16 protein-coding genes are annotated in these 16,974 nt (G+C 67.0%); 11 read left to right on the forward strand and 5 right to left on the reverse strand.

What is annotated here, in order from left to right:
- The first annotated feature begins 167 nt into the window (after positions 1-167).
- The 8 genes from LOS8367_RS00960 (at position 168) to glmM (ending at position 10,489) form a co-directional block, all read left to right on the forward strand.
- Positions 168-1,088 (forward strand): glycine--tRNA ligase subunit alpha, encoded by a 921-nt coding sequence (locus LOS8367_RS00960; protein ID WP_085894576.1) that lies wholly within the window; start codon positions 168-170, stop codon positions 1,086-1,088.
- Entirely contained in the window at positions 1,085-1,606 is a 522-nt protein-coding gene (locus tag LOS8367_RS00965) for a DUF6446 family protein (protein WP_085894577.1), read from the forward strand. The genes LOS8367_RS00960 and LOS8367_RS00965 overlap by 4 nt, the downstream gene beginning before the upstream one ends.
- Positions 1,606-3,666, forward strand: a complete 2,061-nt coding sequence (gene glyS / locus LOS8367_RS00970; RefSeq protein ID WP_085894578.1) for a glycine--tRNA ligase subunit beta — start codon at positions 1,606-1,608, stop codon at positions 3,664-3,666. Before LOS8367_RS00965 ends, glyS begins: the two co-directional genes overlap by 1 nt.
- Positions 3,667-3,793: 127 nt before the next feature.
- Positions 3,794-6,319, forward strand: coding sequence for a putative PEP-binding protein (locus LOS8367_RS00975; RefSeq protein ID WP_165761372.1), 2,526 nt, complete (start codon positions 3,794-3,796; stop codon positions 6,317-6,319).
- Positions 6,320-6,465: 146 nt separating this feature from the next.
- Positions 6,466-7,197 carry a cell wall hydrolase gene (locus LOS8367_RS00980; protein WP_085894580.1) on the forward strand — a complete coding sequence of 244 codons (732 nt, stop codon included), beginning with the start codon at positions 6,466-6,468 and terminating at the stop codon, positions 7,195-7,197.
- An 81-nt stretch (positions 7,198-7,278) separates the two neighbouring features.
- Entirely contained in the window at positions 7,279-8,154 is an 876-nt protein-coding gene (locus LOS8367_RS00985) for a dihydroneopterin aldolase (RefSeq protein WP_085894581.1), read from the forward strand.
- A gap of 5 nt (positions 8,155-8,159) precedes the next feature.
- Positions 8,160-9,149, forward strand: coding sequence for a dihydropteroate synthase (folP, locus tag LOS8367_RS00990; protein ID WP_370737688.1), 990 nt, complete (start codon positions 8,160-8,162; stop codon positions 9,147-9,149).
- Positions 9,146-10,489: a phosphoglucosamine mutase gene (gene glmM, locus LOS8367_RS00995; RefSeq protein ID WP_085894583.1), complete on the forward strand. Its 1,344-nt coding sequence runs from the start codon at positions 9,146-9,148 to the stop codon at positions 10,487-10,489. The genes folP and glmM overlap by 4 nt, the downstream gene beginning before the upstream one ends.
- 2 nt (positions 10,490-10,491) lie before the next feature.
- Here glmM and LOS8367_RS01000 read toward each other — a convergent pair whose 3' ends face one another.
- A complete protein-coding gene (locus tag LOS8367_RS01000; protein WP_085894584.1) occupies positions 10,492-11,406 on the reverse strand; it encodes a DMT family transporter in 915 nt (304 codons plus the stop codon).
- A gap of 428 nt (positions 11,407-11,834) precedes the next feature.
- Between LOS8367_RS01000 and LOS8367_RS01005 the strand changes: the two genes are divergently transcribed.
- Positions 11,835-12,176: a hypothetical protein gene (locus LOS8367_RS01005; protein ID WP_133056276.1), complete on the forward strand. Its 342-nt coding sequence runs from the start codon at positions 11,835-11,837 to the stop codon at positions 12,174-12,176.
- 55 nt (positions 12,177-12,231) lie between these two features.
- Here LOS8367_RS01005 and LOS8367_RS01010 read toward each other — a convergent pair whose 3' ends face one another.
- Both LOS8367_RS01010 and ilvC read right to left on the reverse strand, forming a co-directional pair.
- Positions 12,232-12,780 (reverse strand): hypothetical protein, encoded by a 549-nt coding sequence (locus LOS8367_RS01010; protein WP_085894586.1) that lies wholly within the window; start codon positions 12,778-12,780, stop codon positions 12,232-12,234.
- A 190-nt stretch (positions 12,781-12,970) separates the two neighbouring features.
- Entirely contained in the window at positions 12,971-14,146 is a 1,176-nt protein-coding gene (gene ilvC, locus LOS8367_RS01015; protein ID WP_503100517.1) for a ketol-acid reductoisomerase, read from the reverse strand.
- Here ilvC and LOS8367_RS01020 point away from each other — a divergent pair.
- Together LOS8367_RS01020 and LOS8367_RS01025 are read left to right on the forward strand one after the other, a co-directional pair.
- Positions 14,145-14,600: an Lrp/AsnC family transcriptional regulator gene (locus tag LOS8367_RS01020; RefSeq protein WP_085894588.1), complete on the forward strand. Its 456-nt coding sequence runs from the start codon at positions 14,145-14,147 to the stop codon at positions 14,598-14,600. The two genes, ilvC and LOS8367_RS01020, sit on opposite strands and share 2 nt — an antisense overlap.
- 14 nt (positions 14,601-14,614) lie before the next feature.
- Positions 14,615-15,052, forward strand: a complete 438-nt coding sequence (locus LOS8367_RS01025; RefSeq protein WP_370160608.1) for an Lrp/AsnC family transcriptional regulator — start codon at positions 14,615-14,617, stop codon at positions 15,050-15,052.
- On the opposite strand, the gene LOS8367_RS01030 is transcribed toward LOS8367_RS01025, so the two are convergent.
- Together LOS8367_RS01030 and LOS8367_RS01035 are read right to left on the reverse strand one after the other, a co-directional pair.
- Positions 15,049-16,239, reverse strand: coding sequence for an FAD-dependent monooxygenase (locus LOS8367_RS01030; protein WP_085894590.1), 1,191 nt, complete (start codon positions 16,237-16,239; stop codon positions 15,049-15,051). The genes LOS8367_RS01025 and LOS8367_RS01030 overlap by 4 nt on opposite strands.
- Positions 16,240-16,276: 37 nt before the next feature.
- Complete coding sequence (locus LOS8367_RS01035) at positions 16,277-16,945, reverse strand: pyrimidine 5'-nucleotidase (protein ID WP_085894591.1); 669 nt, start codon at positions 16,943-16,945, stop codon at positions 16,277-16,279.
- Positions 16,946-16,974: the final 29 nt, after the last annotated feature.

A 16,974-nucleotide genomic window follows, 5' to 3' on the forward strand; every position in this document is an offset into this window, starting at 1 on the left:
CGTCCCGTTTTGCTGGATCTGGCCGAAGAGCATAGCACCGCCCTCGGGGTGGGCCATGCCAAAGCGCCGCAGTGGCCTCGCCTGTTGCGCCGCGGCGCCATGATTGACCCTCTGAGCGCCGCGCCGTAAGCAGGCCCGCGATCCGTGACCCGGCGAGAGGCCCCCAGATGACCGATGCTCCCCGTTCCTTCCAGGAGATCATCCTGCGGCTCCAGTCCTACTGGGCGACCAAGGGCTGCGCCGTGCTGCAGCCTTATGACATGGAAGTGGGGGCGGGCACCTTCCACCCGGCGACGACGCTGCGCGCGCTGGGCGCGAACCCCTGGGCCGCGGCCTATGTGCAACCCTCGCGCCGCCCGACCGACGGGCGCTATGGCGAGAACCCGAACCGGCTGCAGCATTATTACCAGTATCAGGTCATCATCAAACCCTCGCCCAAGGATCTGCAGGATCTCTATCTTGGGTCGCTGCGCGCGATCGGCATCGACACCTCGCTGCACGACATCCGCTTCGTCGAGGACGATTGGGAAAGCCCGACGCTGGGCGCATGGGGCTTGGGCTGGGAAGTCTGGTGCGACGGTATGGAAGTGTCGCAGTTTACCTATTTCCAGCAGGTGGGCGGCCATGACTGTCGTCCGGTTTCTGGCGAGCTGACCTATGGGCTTGAGCGGCTGGCGATGTACGTGCTCGGCGTCGACCACGTCATGGAGATGCCGTTCAACGACCCCGACGCGCCGATCGCGCTGAGCTATGGCGACGTGTTCCGCCAGACCGAGGAAGAGTATTCGCGCCACAACTTCGACACCGCGACCACCGAGATGTTGCTGCGGCATTTCGAGGATGCCGAGGCCGAATGCGCGAAGATCCTGAGCCAGCCCGCCGATGACCCGCGCACCGGCAAGCGCATCGTCATGGCGCACCCCGCCTATGACCAGGCGATCAAGGCCAGCCACCTGTTCAACCTGCTCGACGCGCGCGGCGTGATCTCGGTGACCGAGCGGCAGGCCTATATCGGACGCGTGCGGGCGCTGGCCAAGGCCTGCGCCGACGCCTTCGTCACCACCGAGGCGGGCGGCGCCACCGCATGATCACCCGCATCGTCATCTCGGCGCTGCTGGCCTTCGCGCTCCTGTCGGGCGTGCTGATGTGGTACCTGCAGGTCTATGCCTATTACGAGGAGCTGACGCCCGCGCAGGTGGGCGAGGTCGTGGTGCTCGATGACCGGGCCGCGCCTGTGCGCGTCGCGGTCTCCGACCTGCGCGCGATCGACAGCGACAGCTCGCCGATACGCTTCCGGGCCTGCATGCGGATCGAGGATGCCGCGCCCTTCGAGCACGCCATCGAACACGAGAACGCCGAGCCCTTGGTCGCGCCCGGCTGGTTCGACTGCTTCGACGCGCGCGAGGTCGGCGAGGCGCTCGAGAGCGGGCAGGCCCGCGCCTATGCCTGGAAGCTCAACGAGCCCTACGGCATCGACCGGATCCTCGTCGTGATGCCCGACGGGCGCGGCCTCGCCTGGAACCAGATCAACCTTTGCGGCGAAACCGTCTTCGACGGCGACCCGGCCCCCGCCGGCTGCCCGACCCCACCCGAAGGGACCTATTGATGCCCGACCTGCTGATCGAACTGTTTTCCGAGGAAATCCCGGCCCGCATGCAGGCGCGTGCCGCCGAGGATCTGAAGCGCATGGTGACGGATGGCCTCGTCGAGGCGGGTCTCACCTACGCCTCGGCCGGGGCCTTTCATACGCCGCGCCGCCTCGCGCTCTCGGTCGAGGGGCTCTCGGAGGCAAGCCGCGACACCGTCGAAGAGCGCAAGGGCCCGCGCACCGACGCGCCGGAAAAGGCGCTGGAGGGGTTCCTGCGCTCCACCGGGTTGACCATGGATCAGCTCGAGATCCGCGACGAAAAGAAGGGCCAAGCCTATTTCGCGAAGATCACCCACAAGGGGCGCCCGGCCGAGGAGATCGTGGCCGAGGTGCTGGAGGGCGCGATCCGCAACTTCCCTTGGCCGAAATCGATGCGCTGGGGTGCGGGCGACCTGCGCTGGGTCCGGCCGCTGCACTCGATCCTGTGCCTGCTCTCGGATGAGCAGGGCGCGCGGGTGGTGCCGATGGAAATCGACGGGATCGCGGCCGGTGACGTGACGCGCGGCCACCGCTTCATGGGGCCAGACGAATTCACGGTCAGCTCCTTCGAGGATTACGAGGCCAAGCTGAAGCGCGGCTGCGTGCTGCTGCGCGCCGAGGAACGGGCCGAGACGATCTGGTCCGAGGCTTCCAGCCAGGCCTTTGCGCAGGGGCTCGAACTGGTCGAGGATCGCGGACTCTTGGACGAGGTCGCAGGGCTCGTGGAATGGCCCGTGGTGCTGATGGGCGAGATCGGCGACGAGTTCCTCGATCTGCCGCCGGAAGTGCTGCAGACCTCGATGAAGGAGCATCAGAAGTTCTTTTCGGTGCGCGATCCGAAATCGGGCAAGATCACCCGCTTCGTCACCGTCGCCAATATCGAGACGCGCGATCACGGCGCCACCATCCTCGCCGGCAACGGCAAGGTGCTCGCCGCGCGTCTCTCGGATGCCAAGTTCTTCTGGGAGAACGATCTGCGCGTGGTGAAGGAGGGCGGTCTCGAGGCGATGGGCGAGGGGCTGTCCAACGTGACCTTCCACAACCGCCTCGGCTCGCAATCCGACCGGGTTGCCCGCATCGCGGCGCTGGCGCGCGAAATCGCGCCGCGTGTCTCGGCCGACGCCGACGACGCCGAGCGGGCGGCGAAGGTGGCCAAGGCCGATCTGCGCTCCGAGATGGTGGGCGAGTTCCCCGAGCTTCAGGGTCTGATGGGACGCTACTATGCCGAGGCGCAGGGGCTTTCACCGGCGATCGCCGCCGCCGCGCAGGAGCACTACCAGCCGCTCGGCCCCTCCGACGACGTGCCCTCCGCTCCGGTCTCGGTCGCGGTGGCGCTGGCCGACAAGCTCGACACGCTGGCAGGCTTCTGGGCGATCGAGGAAAAGCCCACCGGCTCCAAGGACCCCTTCGCGCTGCGCCGCGCCGCGTTGGGCGTGATCCGTCTGGTGCTGTCGAACGGGCTGCGGCTGCAACTGCGGGAGCTGATCGCCAAGGCCGATGGCCATGCCGAGGTCGAGGACCTGCTCTCCTTCTTCCACGACCGCCTCAAGGTGCATCTGCGTGCCGAGGGCATCCCGCATGACGTCATCGACGCCTGCATCGCCATGCCCGGCAATGACGATCTGACCTTGCTGGTCGCGCGGGCCGAGGCGCTGGCGGGGTTCCTCAAGACCGAGGATGGCGAGAACCTGACGCAGGGCTTCAAGCGGGCCAACAACATCCTCACCCAGGCCGAGCAGAAGGACGGGGTCGAGTATTCCTTTGGTGCCGACGCGAAATTCGCCGAAGGCTCCGAGGAAAAGGCGCTCTTTGCCGCGCTCGACGGGGCGCAGCCGAAGATCGATGCCGCGATGGCTTCCGAGGACTTCGCCAGCGCCATGGCCGCGATGGCGAGCCTGCGGGCGCCGATCGACGCCTTCTTCGAAGCGGTGCAGGTGAACACCGAGAATCAGGTGCTGCGGCGCAACCGGCTGAACCTGCTGTCGCGGATCCGCACGACCTGCGGATCGGTCGCGGATCTGTCGAAGATCGAGGGCTGATCGCCCGATACGAAGGCCGTGCTTGGCGGAAGGCCTTGCACGGCCTATCTTGCGGCTATCAAGGAGTGCCGCAGTGCAGCAATTTCCGCGCGACCCGAAGATCCTGCTGATCACCCCCGAGGCCGACATGTCGGCCGCGCGCCATGGCGGCCGCGCGAAATGCCTGCAAAGGCTGGTACGGATGGACCTTCCGCTGCCGACCACGGTGGCGCTGTCCTTCTCTTGCGTGCATGCCATCGCCAATGGTCGCATGCCGGACATGGACGAGATCATGCGCCATTTCGGCGAGGCGCCGCTCCTGTCGGTGCGGCCGTCGAGCCAGGACCCCGACTGGGGCGGACCGGGCGCGATTCTCAATATCGGCATGAACGACAGCCGCCATGCCCGGATGTGCGACGAGTTGGGCGAAGAGGCGGCGACCTCGCTCTACCTGCGCTTCATCCAGAGCTGGGCCGTTCATGTCGCGCGGCTCGATCCCGATAGCTTCGACATTCCCGACCATCCCGGTCCGGATGCGCTGCAGGCGATGCTTGCCGCCTACGAGGTCGAGGCCGACGAGCCGTTCCCCCAGGATCCGAGCGTACAGCTTTGCGAAGTCCTGCGCTCCATGGCCCGCGCTTGGGAGGGGACCACGGCGCGGCTGTTGCGTCAGGCCAAGGGCGCACCCGCCGATGCCGGGCTCGGCCTCGTGGTACAGCAGATGGCGCTTGGCGTCGGGCAGGGTGAATGCGGCTCTGGCGTGATCCAGTTCGTCGACAGCCTCACCGGCCTGCCGCAGGTCACCGGCCGTTACCTCAGCCAAAGCCAGGGCCGCGACGCGCTCAAGGCTGGGGCGGGGGCGATCTACCTCACCCGCGACGATCGCGGCCCCTCCTTCGAGGAGCTGTGCCCCGATGCTTTCGCGCGGCTTCTGCGCATGGGCGATCTGTGCCGCGAGCGGCTTCGCGAGGAGATGCAGATCGAGTTCACACTGCAGGAAGGAAAGCTGCATGTGCTCGACGCCGTGCGGGTGCAGCGCTCCTCCCGCGCGAGCGTTCGGATCGCCGTGGCCTTGGCAGAGGACGGGATGATCCCGCGTGAGGAGGCTGTGCTGCGGGTCGAGCCGCAGGCGCTTTCCGAGCTGCTGCACCGCCATGTCGATCCTTCGGCGCCGCGCGACCTCGTAGTGTCGGGCATCGCCGCCTCGCCCGGCGCCGCCACGGGCCGGATCGTGTTCTCGGCCAACGCGGCGCAGGCTTCGGCGGCGCGCGGCGAGCCCTGCATCCTGGTGCGGCGCGAGACCACGCCCGAGGATATTCGAGGCATGCACGCGGCCGAAGGCGTGCTGACGATCCGCGGCGGCATCACCAGCCACGCGGCGGTGATCGGTCGCGGCCTCGGGCTGCCCTGCGTGGTCGGCGCTTCGGATCTCACCATCGACCGCAAGAAGCGGCAGGTGATCGCGCCGGGCGGGCGGCGGTTGTCGGAGGGTGAGATCATCACCCTTGATGGCACCTCGGGTGAGGTGCTGGCGGGCGAGCCCGCGATGTTCGAGGCGGTGCTGGATGGCGCTTTCCGCAGGCTGCTCGACTGGGCCGATGACTTCCGCGACATCGGTGTGCGCGCCAATGCCGACACACCGGCCGACGCCCAGACGGCCCGCAATTTCCAGGCGCAGGGTATCGGGCTGTGCCGCACCGAGCACATGTTCTTCGAGGAAGGGCGCATCGGCATGATGCGCGAGATGATCTTCGCCAAGGACGAGGCGGCGCGCCGGACCGTGCTGGAGCGGCTCCTGCCAATGCAGCGCGCCGATTTCGCGCGGCTGTTCGAGATCATGCAGGGTCAGCCGGTCTGCATCCGGCTGTTCGACCCGCCCTTGCACGAGTTCCTGCCCTCGGACCGGGCCGGTTTGCGGGATCTGGCGGACGGGCTCGCGGTGTCGCTGTCGGATGTCGAGGCGCGGGTCTCGGCGCTCACCGAGTACAACCCGATGCTCGGCATGCGGGGTGTGCGCCTCGGCATTACTGTGCCCGAGATCTACGAGATGCAGGCCCGCGCCATTTTCGAGGCCACCGTGCAGGCCAGCCGCGATGGCGATCCGGTCGTGCCCGAGGTGATGATCCCGCTCGTATCCGCAATGCGCGAGGTCGAGCTGGTCAAGGCGCGGATCGATGCGGTCGCGGCGCAGGTGCGCACCCAGTCCGGCGTCGAGTTCGATTACCGGCTCGGGGTAATGGTCGAGACGCCGCGCGCGGCGCTTCGCGCCGCCGATATTGCTCAGCACGCGGCCTTCCTCTCCTTCGGTACCAACGATCTCACGCAGATGACCTACGGGTTGTCGCGCGACGACGCGGGGCGCTTCATGTCGATCTACGTCAAGAACGGGGTCTACGAGGAGGACCCGTTCCACAGCTTGGATCTCGAGGGGGTGGGGGAGCTGCTCAAGATCGGCGCCGAACGCGGTCGCGCCGGGCGGCCCGACGTGACCCTGTCGATCTGCGGGGAGCATGGCGGATCGCGCAGCGCCATCGAGTTCTGCCGCAAGCAGGGCTTTGATTATGTGTCCTGTTCGCCATTCCGGGTACCGGTGGCGCGCCTCAGCGCGGCGCAGTTGGCGCTGCGCGAGCGGCTCGATATCGACGAAAAAGTCACGGTCGGACGTTTTTTCTGAGAAAATGGCGACTTTTCGCTTGCCATTCTGGCAGAGATTCGCCGGTTCCATCGGGGTTCCTGACCTTAAGGTAGACACCCCGTCCTCGATCCCATAGGTCCCCCCTGCCAGCGCGGGGCAGACCGCGAGGAACCGGGGACATCATCATGAAGCAACTGAACTTTTTGCGCCTGCCCATGTTTGGCGCGATGGCTTGTCTTGCGACGGTTGTAGCCGCAGCACCAGCCAGCGCGGGCGAGGATGGCCTCGTCGCGGCGCAAAAGGCGGATACCCGAGTCGCTGCCGCGCCTGCGGCCGACACCCGTCTTTCCCTGCTTCTGGGCGATCAACGCGACGCGGGCCAGATTGTTCCCGCCGTGGCTGACGGGGATGCGCTTCCTGCCGCTGCCGATCGGGGGCTGAAGACCGCCATCAGCAACGGCAAGCAGGATTACGATGTTCTGCTGGCTTCGCAGCCTTCGGCGAAGGGCGATGCCCAGTGGGAATGCCTCACCGAAGCGCTCTATTTCGAAGCGCGCGGTGAATCCGTGAAAGGGCAGTTCGCGGTCGCCGAGGTGATCCTGAACCGGGTGGATAGCCCGGACTATCCCGACACCATCTGCAAGGTGGTGAACCAGGGAACCGGCCGCAAATATGCCTGCCAGTTTTCCTATACCTGCGACGGCATCCCGGACACGGTCAATGACCAGCGCTCTTGGAACAAGCTGGGTCGGATCGCCTCGATCATGATCGAGGACGGCCCGCGCGAGCTGACTGCCGGCGCCACCCATTACCACACCACCGCCGTGAACCCGTCCTGGGCCGGGCGCATTCCCCGCACGGCCGCGATCGGCGCGCATCTGTTCTACCGCGAGGCCACCCGCACTGCTTCGAACTGAGGCGCTAGCTGGGCGTCAACGGCTTGCCGGGCCGGCAGGGGGAGGTTAGATGCCCCATGCCCGCAAGCCCGGAGTGGCCAAATGACCGATGAAACCCGCCAGGCCTTCGCGCACCCTCGGGCGCGCGCCGCGGCGACCGCCGACACGCTTCGGGACCGTATCCTGCTTGATGACCATGTGGTCGAGGTGGAAATCGGCGCCTTCCGCGCCGAACGTGGCGCCACGCAGCGTCTCGCCTTCGACATCGTGGCCGAGCTTCGCCCGGCCCCGCCGGCTGGCGACGATGTGGACCGCATTCTTTCCTATGACCGGCTGACAGAGGCGGTGTCCGACGCGCTCGCCACGGAGCGCCTCGATCTGCTCGAGACCTTGGCCGAGCGCATTGCCGACCGCATTCTTGCCGAGCCGCAGGCCGAGCGGGTCTTCGTGCGCATCCGCAAGCTGGACCGCGGCCCCGGTGCGTTGGGGGTAGAGATCGTCCGCTCCGGTCCGAGCAGCGTTTCGCCCAGCGCCGCACCGCGCCCCGTCGTGGCGCTGATCTCCGCCGAGGCAGCCGCGCGGCCCGGGGACTGGCGCGACGCATTGCTGGCGGAAACCGGCCCGCTGGTCTTGTGCGTCGAAGCGGCGCGCGTCGCGCCCGACGTGACGGACGCCGCCGCGCGGGGCCGGATCGAACTTCTGGAACTCGACCAAGCCGCGTGGCGATTGTCGGCGCTGCTGCCTGAAATCGAGGTGCGCGACAACCGCACCGAGCTGGACTGGGCGCAGCGCAAGGGGGCACCCAGCCTCTGGGCGCCGACGCGCATGGCCGTCTCGGCGGTTGCCGGGCCAAAGAGCACGACAGGCGCGGATCTCGCGGCTTGGCTGGCCGAGACCCTCGATGCGCGGGAAATCCTCCTCGTGGGGGCTGCGGCCCCCTCCACGGATCGACCGCTTCGGTCTCTCGGTTCGGCATGAGGCCGATGGTGCCGTTGCCTCTCTGGCCGCTGGGGCCGGAGCGTGGCCTGCCCCTAGCAGGCATGACGGGGCTGCGCTTTGCGCATGTGCTCGACCAGGAGGGGCGAGAGATCGCAGCCCAAGGGCTCGACGCGGCGACGATCGAGCGGCTGAGCGCGCCGCGTCCGAAGCTATGCGGGCTCTCGCTCGACCGGCCGCGATTGATGGGCATTCTCAACGTCACCCCCGACAGCTTTTCCGATGGCGGCGACCATGCGAGCCGTGCCGAGGCGGTGGCGCGGGCGCGGGCAATGGTCGAGGAAGGGGCTGAGATACTCGATATCGGCGGCGAATCGACCCGCCCCGGCGCGCAGGTGGTGGCGGTGGAAAAGGAGATGGCCCGCGTGGTCCCGGTTGTGGCCGCCTTGCGCGCCGCCGGTCTGACCGTGCCGATCTCCATCGACACCCGCAATGGCGCCACGGCGCGCGCGGCGCTTGCCGAAGGCGCCGACATGATCAACGACGTTTCGGCCCTGACCCATGATCCGGGAATGGCCGGGGTCGTGGCCGAGGCGGGCGTGCCGATCTGCCTGATGCATGCCAAGGGCACGCCGCAGGAGATGCAGCGCGCGCCGCGCTACGATGACGTGCTCGCCGAGGTACTGGAAGCGCTCACCGACCGGATCGAGGCGGCGGTGGCCGCGGGAATCGCTCGCGACAGGATACTGGTCGATCCGGGGATCGGCTTCGGCAAGGATCTCGGCCACAATCTCATGCTCCTGCGGTCACTCACCGCATTTCATGGTTTCGGCTTGCCGCTGTTGATTGGCGTCTCGCGCAAGCGTTTCATCGGTACGATCGGCGGCGCCGAGGCGCCGAAGGATCGGATGCCCGGTTCGATCGCCGTGGCGCTCTGGGCGTCGCGACAGGGCGCGCAGGTGATCCGGGTGCATGACATAAAAGAAACGCGGCAGGCGCTCGACCTGCAGCACGCATTGATGAGGGAAGAGCCATGACACGCAAGCTGTTCGGCACCGACGGGGTGCGCGGTACCGCCAATACCTGGCCTATGACGGCCGAGGTCGCGCTCAGGATCGGCGCTGCCGCCGGGCGCTATTTCCGCAATGACGGCTCGAACGGCCACCGCGTCGTGATCGGCAAGGACACGCGGCTTTCCGGCTATATGTTCGAGAACGCGCTGACCGCCGGTCTCACCTCCACGGGCATGAACGCGCTTCTGCTCGGACCGGTGCCGACGCCTGCCGTGGGGTTGTTGACTCATTCCATGCGCGCCGATGTGGGCATCATGATCTCGGCGTCCCACAACCCGCATCATGACAATGGCATCAAGTTCTTCGGGCCCGATGGTTTCAAGCTGTCGGACGAGGCTGAGGCCGAGATCGAGGCTTTGGTGGCAGGCCAGGTGGAGCCCGCCAAGGCCGCCAATATCGGCCGCGCCAAGCGGGTCGATGACGGCCGTTTCCGCTATGCTGAGCGGCTCAAATCGACCTTTCCGCAGGGCAAGCGGCTCGACGGTCTCAAGGTGGTGATCGACTGCGCCAACGGCGCGGCCTACAAGGTCGCCCCCGAAGTGCTGTGGGAGTTGGGCGCGACGGTGATCCCGGTGGGAGTGGACCCCGACGGCACCAACATCAACCAGAACTGCGGCTCCACCGCGCCGCGCCATGCCGCGGCGCGGGTTCTGGAGGAGGGGGCGGATCTGGGCATCTGCCTCGACGGCGATGCCGACCGGGTGATGATCATCGACGAAACCGGCCAGATCGCCGATGGCGATCAACTTATGGCGCTGATGGCCGGGCGCTGGGCGGCGGAGGACCGGCTGCGCGGCGGCACGCTCGTCGCCACGGTGATGAGCAATCTCGGGCTCGAGCGTTTCATGACCGCGCGCGGGCTGAAGCTTGAGCGTACCAAGGTCGGCGACCGGTATGTGGTCGAGGCGATGCGGCGCGGTGGCTGGAACCTGGGCGGCGAACAGTCGGGGCACATCGTGATGACCGACTACGCCACCACCGGCGACGGGCTGCTGGCGGGCTTGCAATTCCTCGCGGCGATGATCGAGAGCGGCCGCCCCGCTTCGGCGCTTGTGCGCCAGTTCGAGCGCGTGCCGCAGCTGCTGAAGAACGTGCGCTACGCACCCGGTCACGATCCGCTCGATGCGGCGGCGGTCAAGAAGGCGATCGCCGAGGCCGAGGGGCTGCTGGATGGCAAGGGGCGGCTGCTGATCCGCAAATCCGGCACCGAGCCGCTGATCCGCGTGATGGCGGAATGCGAGGATGACGCCCTGCTCGTCCAAGTGGTCGAGGGCATCGTCGCCGAGGTGCAATCGGTCGCCTGAACTCAGCCAGCCGGGGCCGCGCGGGCGAATAGCGCCCGCAGGTTCCGGCCTTGGCTGAGGCCGAGCCCGGCGAGGATCAGCGCCAACGCGACGAAAAAGCGCCAAGGCAGCGCCTCGTCCAGGGCCAGCGCGCCGATCGCCATCGACCAGACCGGCACTTGGTAATTCACCAGCGTCATGAAAACCGATCCGGCGGAGCGGATCACCGTGACCCGGATCAGCGCTGCCAGAGCGGTAGGCAGCAGCCCGAGGAACAGAAGCGCCGCGCCGGGGACCGCGCCGGTCCAGCCCGGAACGCCCTCCGTGAGCAGCATCACCGGCACCAGGATCACCGCGCCCACCGCGAGGCTGAGTGCGGTCAGCACGACGCCATCCAGAGGCGGACAGCGCCGGGTGAGGATCGAGGCCACGGCGTAGGAGAACGCGGCGGCAAGGCAGGCGATCTGCCCCCAGGCCGACAGCCCGGCCCCCGGCACCAGCACCCCGGGGCCGATGAGGATCAGCGCGCCCACGAATCCGACGCCGACACCCGCCGCCGAACGCCAGTTCAGCAACTCGTCCGAGAACAGCGCAGCCAGCGGCAGCACGAAGAGCGGCAGCGCTGCCATGGAGATGCCCGCGAAGGCCGAGGGGACGTATTGCTGTCCCCATGCCAGCAGCAGGAAAGGCAGCGCGGTGGACAGCGCACCGATCGCCACGAGATAGCCCATGAGGCGTCCCGAAAGCGGTGGGACCCGTCGTCCCATAGCCCACATCAGCGCCAGCATGGCGACGGCGCCGAGCGTGGTGCGGGCGCAGGCCACGGTGACCGGCCCGTAACCATCGAGCGCCACGCGCACCACGGCGAAGGTGCCGCCCCAGATGAGGCCGAGAAGGAGGATGGAGAGCCAGTTGGCGGTGCTTGGTTTTGCGGTCATGGCGCGGGTTCAGCATGCACGCCCAGTATTGTCTATGACCTATGATCAGCACCGATCGATGTAGGAATCTGCAAGCGGTGCAAGCTGAATGCCGCAAATCCGTGCAGACCCTTGTAACGTGGGCTCACATCCCACGGATGTGCATCGTTAGAAATTTCGTGTGCTTCACGTGAGTATCACGGACCTGTTACCAAACGGAACGGGGGTCCATATCGTCATGGTTGAAGTCTGTGCGCTTCGGGCCTTTGTAGAGGTGCGACTCAGCTGTCGATCGGGCCCTCCTGCACATTACCCCATGCAAGGGGGAAACCGGCTCACGCGGCCGGATCGTCCTTGTGATGTTACAGCACTCGCGCCGTGAATGAGCAAAGCGCAGCCTGTGGATACGGGTCGCAGAACCCGAATCTATTCAGGGAAGGTCCACCACCATGTACGGGAAACTCCTAGCGGCGGCATTGCTCGCCACGACGGTCACCGGCGCAGAGGCGATGATCGGTGACAATGCTTTCACCTCGCTCGAGCGGATCAGGTCGCAAAGCTCGCTGATCGATGTCGGGCGGGTCAGGTCTGAAGGCATGGGGATGGTCGAAATCTACAGCATGAACTCGGATGGCACGCAGACGCTTCTCGGCAGCCAGCCGGTCCATGCCGGTGCCAACAACAACGTGCGGGTCCATATCGGCCACCCGGTGCAGCGTGACATCGTTGCCGTGCTCAGGGTCGACGGCCAAGTCGTCGCCACGCGCGAGTTCGACGTGATCAGGCGTTGAACCGGCGATACGAAGCGCTTCGACGGGGCCGGCCTTAGAGCCGGCCCCGATCGTGTCAAGCGCGCAGTTCGGCGGTCGCGCGGGCCGGAGCGGTCGACTCGTTGGCAGCGGCGTAGCGGGTCGCGGCCTCCTGAGACGAGGGCTTTGCCTCGACCTTGCTGATCTCGGGGACTGAGGTGGGCGTCTGGGCAATCGACTCGACCACCGCATTCTGGCGATCCCGGTTCTGGGCGGCAATTGCCTCCGCGCGGGAACGCGCGATGTCGTCGATCGCCTCGTCCTCGGCTTCGAGTTCGGCACTGCGGGCCGTCGTTGCCGCCGGTTCCGCGCGGTTGGCGCTGGCAGCAGCGCCGCTCGATTTCTCGGAGGATTCGACCGCTTGGGCCCCGGCTACCGAAAGGCTGGACTGGGTGTTCGAATTGTTGGCGACGGCTACCGCGTTTTCGGGGTCGTTCGCCGCCGCGGTTTCGGTAGCGCCCTCGATTTCCGCCTCATCGGCGCCTTCGGCGTCCTCCTGGGACGAAGCTGCGGTGCTGCTCTGAGATTCTTGCAAAAGCGAGGACGTGACGGAATTAATCGTTGAAGAAAGCGAGCCGATCATCATGGTTACTCCTACTGGTAATGCAGGAAGCAATTCGCCGGGAATTGTGGCCAGAATGCACCAAGACGGTGTCGGGCGCCGAGGCCTATACCAACGCGTCAAACCTATACGAAATATCGGAAATTTCGACCGACCCGAAAAAAAGGGGCGCCGCATGGCGCCCCCTTGATCTGCACGTGTTGATCGAAGGCGATCAGTTGCGCGCCTTGTCGACCATCTTGCCCTTGGAGATCCAGGGCATCATCGCACGGAGCTTCTCGCCGACCTGCTCGATCTGGTGCTCGTCGTTAAGGCGGCGGGTCGCCTTGAACATCGGCTGACCGACTGCGTTCTCCTGCATGAAGTCGCGGACGAACTTGCCGTTCTGGATGTCCGTCAGCACGTCTTTCATGCGCTTCTTGGTCTCCTCGTAGGGGAGAACGCGCGGACCCGAGACGTATTCGCCGTATTCGGCGGTGTTCGAGATCGAGTAGTTCATGTTGGCGATGCCGCCTTCATAGATCAGGTCGACGATCAGCTTCACCTCGTGCAGGCACTCGAAATAGGCCATCTCGGGCTCGTAGCCCGCCTCAACCAGCGTCTCGAAGCCCATGCGGATCAGCTCGACGAGGCCGCCGCAGAGCACGGCCTGCTCGCCGAACAGGTCGGTTTCGCATTCCTGACGGAAATTGGTTTCGATGATGCCCGAGCGGCCACCACCGATGGCGGAACAGTAGGAGAGACCGATCTCCATCGCCTTTCCGGTCGCATCCTGATGCACCGCGACGAGGCAGGGCACGCCGCCGCCCTTGACGTATTCGCCGCGCACGGTGTGGCCCGGGCCCTTCGGCGCCATCATGATGACGTCGACGCCGGCCTTCGGCTCGATCAGGCCGAAATGGACGTTCAGGCCGTGCGCGAAGGCGATGGCGGAGCCTTCCTTTAGGTGGTCATGCACATGCTTGCGGTAGGTCTCGGCCTGCAGCTCGTCGGGCATGGTGAACATGATCACGTCGCACCAGGCGGCGGCTTCCTCGATGCCCATGACCTGCAGGCCTTCGCCCTCGGCCTTGGCCCGCGAGGGCGAGCCTTCGCGCAGCGCCACGACGAGGTTCTTGGCGCCGGAATCGCGCAGGTTCAGCGCATGGGCGTGGCCTTGGGAGCCATAGCCGAGAATGGCGACCTTCTTGTCCTTGATCAGGTTCACGTCGCAGTCGCGGTCATAATAAACGCGCATGATGTCGTCCTCTCGTTCTCTCAATCGCCGGGGCGGAAATATCTGGGGGCAACATGACCGAGCTGCGATGCGGTTGCGAGGAGGGGATCGCATGAAAATCATGCCAATACTGCATCTATCATTCGCCTGTTCGGCCTGATACGTGATTTCCATGCAGGACGACACCGACCGCCGGCTTCTTCGCCTCTTGCAGGAGGCGCCCGATCTCTCCACCGCCGAGCTTGCGGAACGCGCCGGGCTCACGGCGATGCGCTGCGCCCGCAGGCTGGCGCGGCTGCAGGATGCGGGCGTGTTGCGTGGCAGTCGCGCGGTGATCGACTGGAAAGCGCTGGGCTTCGAGGTGGCGGTGAGTCTGCGCGTGACGCTCGACAAGACCCAGCCGCGCGCCTTCGACGAATTCCTCGCGCGGGCCCGCGAGGTGGCCGAGGTGATCGAGATCCAGACTTTTCTGGGCCGCGTCGACGTGCGGCTTCAGCTGGTGGCGCGGGACCTCGACCATTACCGGGTCGTCTACCGCGAACGCATCCTCGCGCTGCCGCATATCGCGGATATCGAAAGCCTGATGACAGTGAGTGTGGTGAAATCCGACGAGAAGCTGCCGCTGTGACCGATCTCGACGCAATGGACCGGGCCCTGCTGCGCGCGCTCGCCGAGGATGCCGCGCGGCCCGCCGCGGATCTGGGCCGCGAGCTTGGCCTTTCGCAGCCCGCGACCTGGCGGCGCATCAAGCGGCTTCGCGACATCGGCGCGCTCAAGGGCCGCCGCCTCGATCTCGATGCCGCGGCGCTGGGCTTCGGCGTCACCGTGTTCCTGGGGGTCAAGCTCGCGAGCCGCGGTCGCGCCAGCCTCGAGGATTTCGAACGTGCGGTCTGCGCGATCCGCGAGGTGCAGACCGTCGAGCACGTGCTGGGTCTCTACGACTATCGGCTGCGCGTCGTGGCGCGCGATCTGGAGGATTTCGAGCGGGTGCTGCGTCGGCGCATCATGACCTTGCCGGGCATCGGGCCGGTCGAGGCCAACGTTCTGCTTTCGGAGGAACGTCTGCCGGGCCCCCTCTAGCGTCCGGCCCCCAGTCCGAGCCGCATCAACCTGCGTCTGAGCGGCGCGACGTCGTGCATCATGCCAAGCCCGAACCCACGCAGCCCCTGCGCCAACGGCCCGCCCGCCATGGCGATCCGGTTCAACGCGTCGATCCCGTGCTCGCGCAGCGCGATGTCGCCGGCCCGCCTGCGGGCATAGATATCGAGCATGGCCGCGTCACCCAGACCCTCGGAGCGCGCCGCCGCGAGATCCATGAGGCAGGCGACATCGGCAAGAGATGTGTTCAGTCCCTGCGCGCCGATGGGCGGCATCACATGCGCCGCCTCGGCCACCAGAACCACTCGCCTCGCAGTGAGCGTGCGCGCGGTCTGCATAATGATCGGCCAGCTCTGCCTCCCGGTGACGAGATGCAGCCGCCCCAGTGCCCGCTCGGAGCGCGCCGTCGCCTCGATGTCGAAATCCGAGACGGGCAGTGCCGCGAGCCGTTCGGCCTCGCGGCCCGGCTCCATCCAGATCACCGCCGATGAGGGTTTTCCCTCGTGATCGGGCAGCGGCACCAGCGTGAACGGCCCGCCTGAGCGGTGGATTTCGATAGAGACGTTGTCATGTGGGCGTTCATGCGTGACTGCGAAGGCCAGTGCCTTCTGCCCGTAGCGCCGAGTGCGCACTTCGATGCCACAGGCCTCACGCACCGCGCTGCTCCGCCCGTCGGCGGCGACGACCAGCTTCGCGGCCACTCGGCTGCCATCGGTAAGGCGCACAAGCGCCCGGTCCTCGCGCGCGGTCAGCCCGGCAAAGCCCGTGCCGGCGCGGAACTCCACCCGGTCCATGTCGGCGATCCGCGCCGCCATCTCCCGGCGTAGCAGCCAGTTCGGGAGGTTCCAGCCGAAGGGGAGGGGGCCGAGATCTGTAGCATCGAAATCGCGACTGACCGGCGCGCCGTGTCCGGCCTCGACGATCCGCATCACTTGCAGGGGCGTGGCATGAGGCGCCAGCCGATCCCAGAGCCCGGCCGTTTCGAGGAGGTCGCGGGCAGGCTGCAGAAAGGCGGTGGACCGCAGGTCGGCGCCGCTGTCCTCCATTTTTCGGACGGGTGGCGCCGGATCGACACAGAGCACCGAAAAACCGCGCGCTCCGAAGACGGCCGCGGCCGAAAGCCCGGCAATGCCGCCGCCGGAAACTAGAATGTCGATGGTCCGTGTCATGGGGCTGAGATAGGCCGCGGCGGTCCCGTGGGAAAGCCTAAGGGGCCAGCTGCGACACAAAGCCTGCCAGATCAGCGGTGTGGTGGTGAATATGGTCGGCGCGCAGCGCCTCGGGCGGGCCGACCAGGACCGTGCGCATGCCCATGGCATGCGGCACGGCGAGGTTGCGCGGGTCGTCCTCGAACATCGCGCCCTGATCGGGGGCCAGACCGTCGAGCGCGAAGACGGCTTCGAAGGCGGCGCGCTCGGGTTTTGGCACCAGCCCGGCATGTTCGACCCCGTAGACCGCGTCGAAGACACCGGTAAGTCCGCGCGCCGCAAGCACGCGCTGCGCATAGGGGCGGGTGCCGTTTGTATAGACGATGCGCCGGCCCGGCAGCGCGGCGATCGCGGCGGCGAGGCCGGGATCGGCCTCCAGCCCACCCATGTCTATATCGTGTACGTCGAGCAGGAAATCATCGGCCGGCAGCCCGTGCTCGGCCATGAGCCCGGCCAGCGTCGTGCCGTAGCGGGTCCAGTAATCGGCGCGCAGCCGGTCGGCCTCGGTCGCCTCAACGCGCAGCTCGCGCATCATCCAGGCCCGCATCCGAGCCTCGATTTGATCGAAAAGCCGCACCCGGGGCGGATAGAGCGTGTTGTCGAGGTCGAAGACCCAGGCCCGGACATGGGAGAACTCGGCGGCGATGTCGGTGAGAAGGGCTGTCATGGACGCGACCCTAGGCGCACGGGCCTGGA

This window comes from Limimaricola soesokkakensis, assembly GCF_900172345.1.
Taxonomy (GTDB): Bacteria; Pseudomonadota; Alphaproteobacteria; order Rhodobacterales; family Rhodobacteraceae; genus Limimaricola; species Limimaricola soesokkakensis.

Excerpts from the sequence above, each read along its gene's own strand:
- LOS8367_RS00960 (WP_085894576.1), top strand. The coding sequence starts at position 168 with ATGACCGATGCTCCCCGTTCCTTCCAGGAGATCATCCTGCGGCTCCAG.
- LOS8367_RS00965 (WP_085894577.1), top strand. The coding sequence starts at position 1,085 with ATGATCACCCGCATCGTCATCTCGGCGCTGCTGGCCTTCGCGCTCCTG.
- glyS (WP_085894578.1), top strand. The coding sequence starts at position 1,606 with ATGCCCGACCTGCTGATCGAACTGTTTTCCGAGGAAATCCCGGCCCGC.
- LOS8367_RS00975 (WP_165761372.1), top strand. The coding sequence starts at position 3,794 with ATGTCGGCCGCGCGCCATGGCGGCCGCGCGAAATGCCTGCAAAGGCTG.
- LOS8367_RS00980 (WP_085894580.1), top strand. The coding sequence starts at position 6,466 with ATGAAGCAACTGAACTTTTTGCGCCTGCCCATGTTTGGCGCGATGGCT.
- LOS8367_RS00985 (WP_085894581.1), top strand. The coding sequence starts at position 7,279 with ATGACCGATGAAACCCGCCAGGCCTTCGCGCACCCTCGGGCGCGCGCC.
- folP (WP_370737688.1), top strand. The coding sequence starts at position 8,160 with ATGGTGCCGTTGCCTCTCTGGCCGCTGGGGCCGGAGCGTGGCCTGCCC.
- glmM (WP_085894583.1), top strand. The coding sequence starts at position 9,146 with ATGACACGCAAGCTGTTCGGCACCGACGGGGTGCGCGGTACCGCCAAT.
- LOS8367_RS01000 (WP_085894584.1), bottom strand. The coding sequence starts at position 11,406 with ATGACCGCAAAACCAAGCACCGCCAACTGGCTCTCCATCCTCCTTCTC.
- LOS8367_RS01005 (WP_133056276.1), top strand. The coding sequence starts at position 11,835 with ATGTACGGGAAACTCCTAGCGGCGGCATTGCTCGCCACGACGGTCACC.
- LOS8367_RS01010 (WP_085894586.1), bottom strand. The coding sequence starts at position 12,780 with ATGATGATCGGCTCGCTTTCTTCAACGATTAATTCCGTCACGTCCTCG.
- LOS8367_RS01020 (WP_085894588.1), top strand. The coding sequence starts at position 14,145 with ATGCAGGACGACACCGACCGCCGGCTTCTTCGCCTCTTGCAGGAGGCG.
- ilvC (WP_503100517.1), bottom strand. The coding sequence starts at position 14,146 with ATGGAAATCACGTATCAGGCCGAACAGGCGAATGATAGATGCAGTATT.
- LOS8367_RS01025 (WP_370160608.1), top strand. The coding sequence starts at position 14,615 with ATGGACCGGGCCCTGCTGCGCGCGCTCGCCGAGGATGCCGCGCGGCCC.
- LOS8367_RS01030 (WP_085894590.1), bottom strand. The coding sequence starts at position 16,239 with ATGACACGGACCATCGACATTCTAGTTTCCGGCGGCGGCATTGCCGGG.
- LOS8367_RS01035 (WP_085894591.1), bottom strand. The coding sequence starts at position 16,945 with ATGACAGCCCTTCTCACCGACATCGCCGCCGAGTTCTCCCATGTCCGG.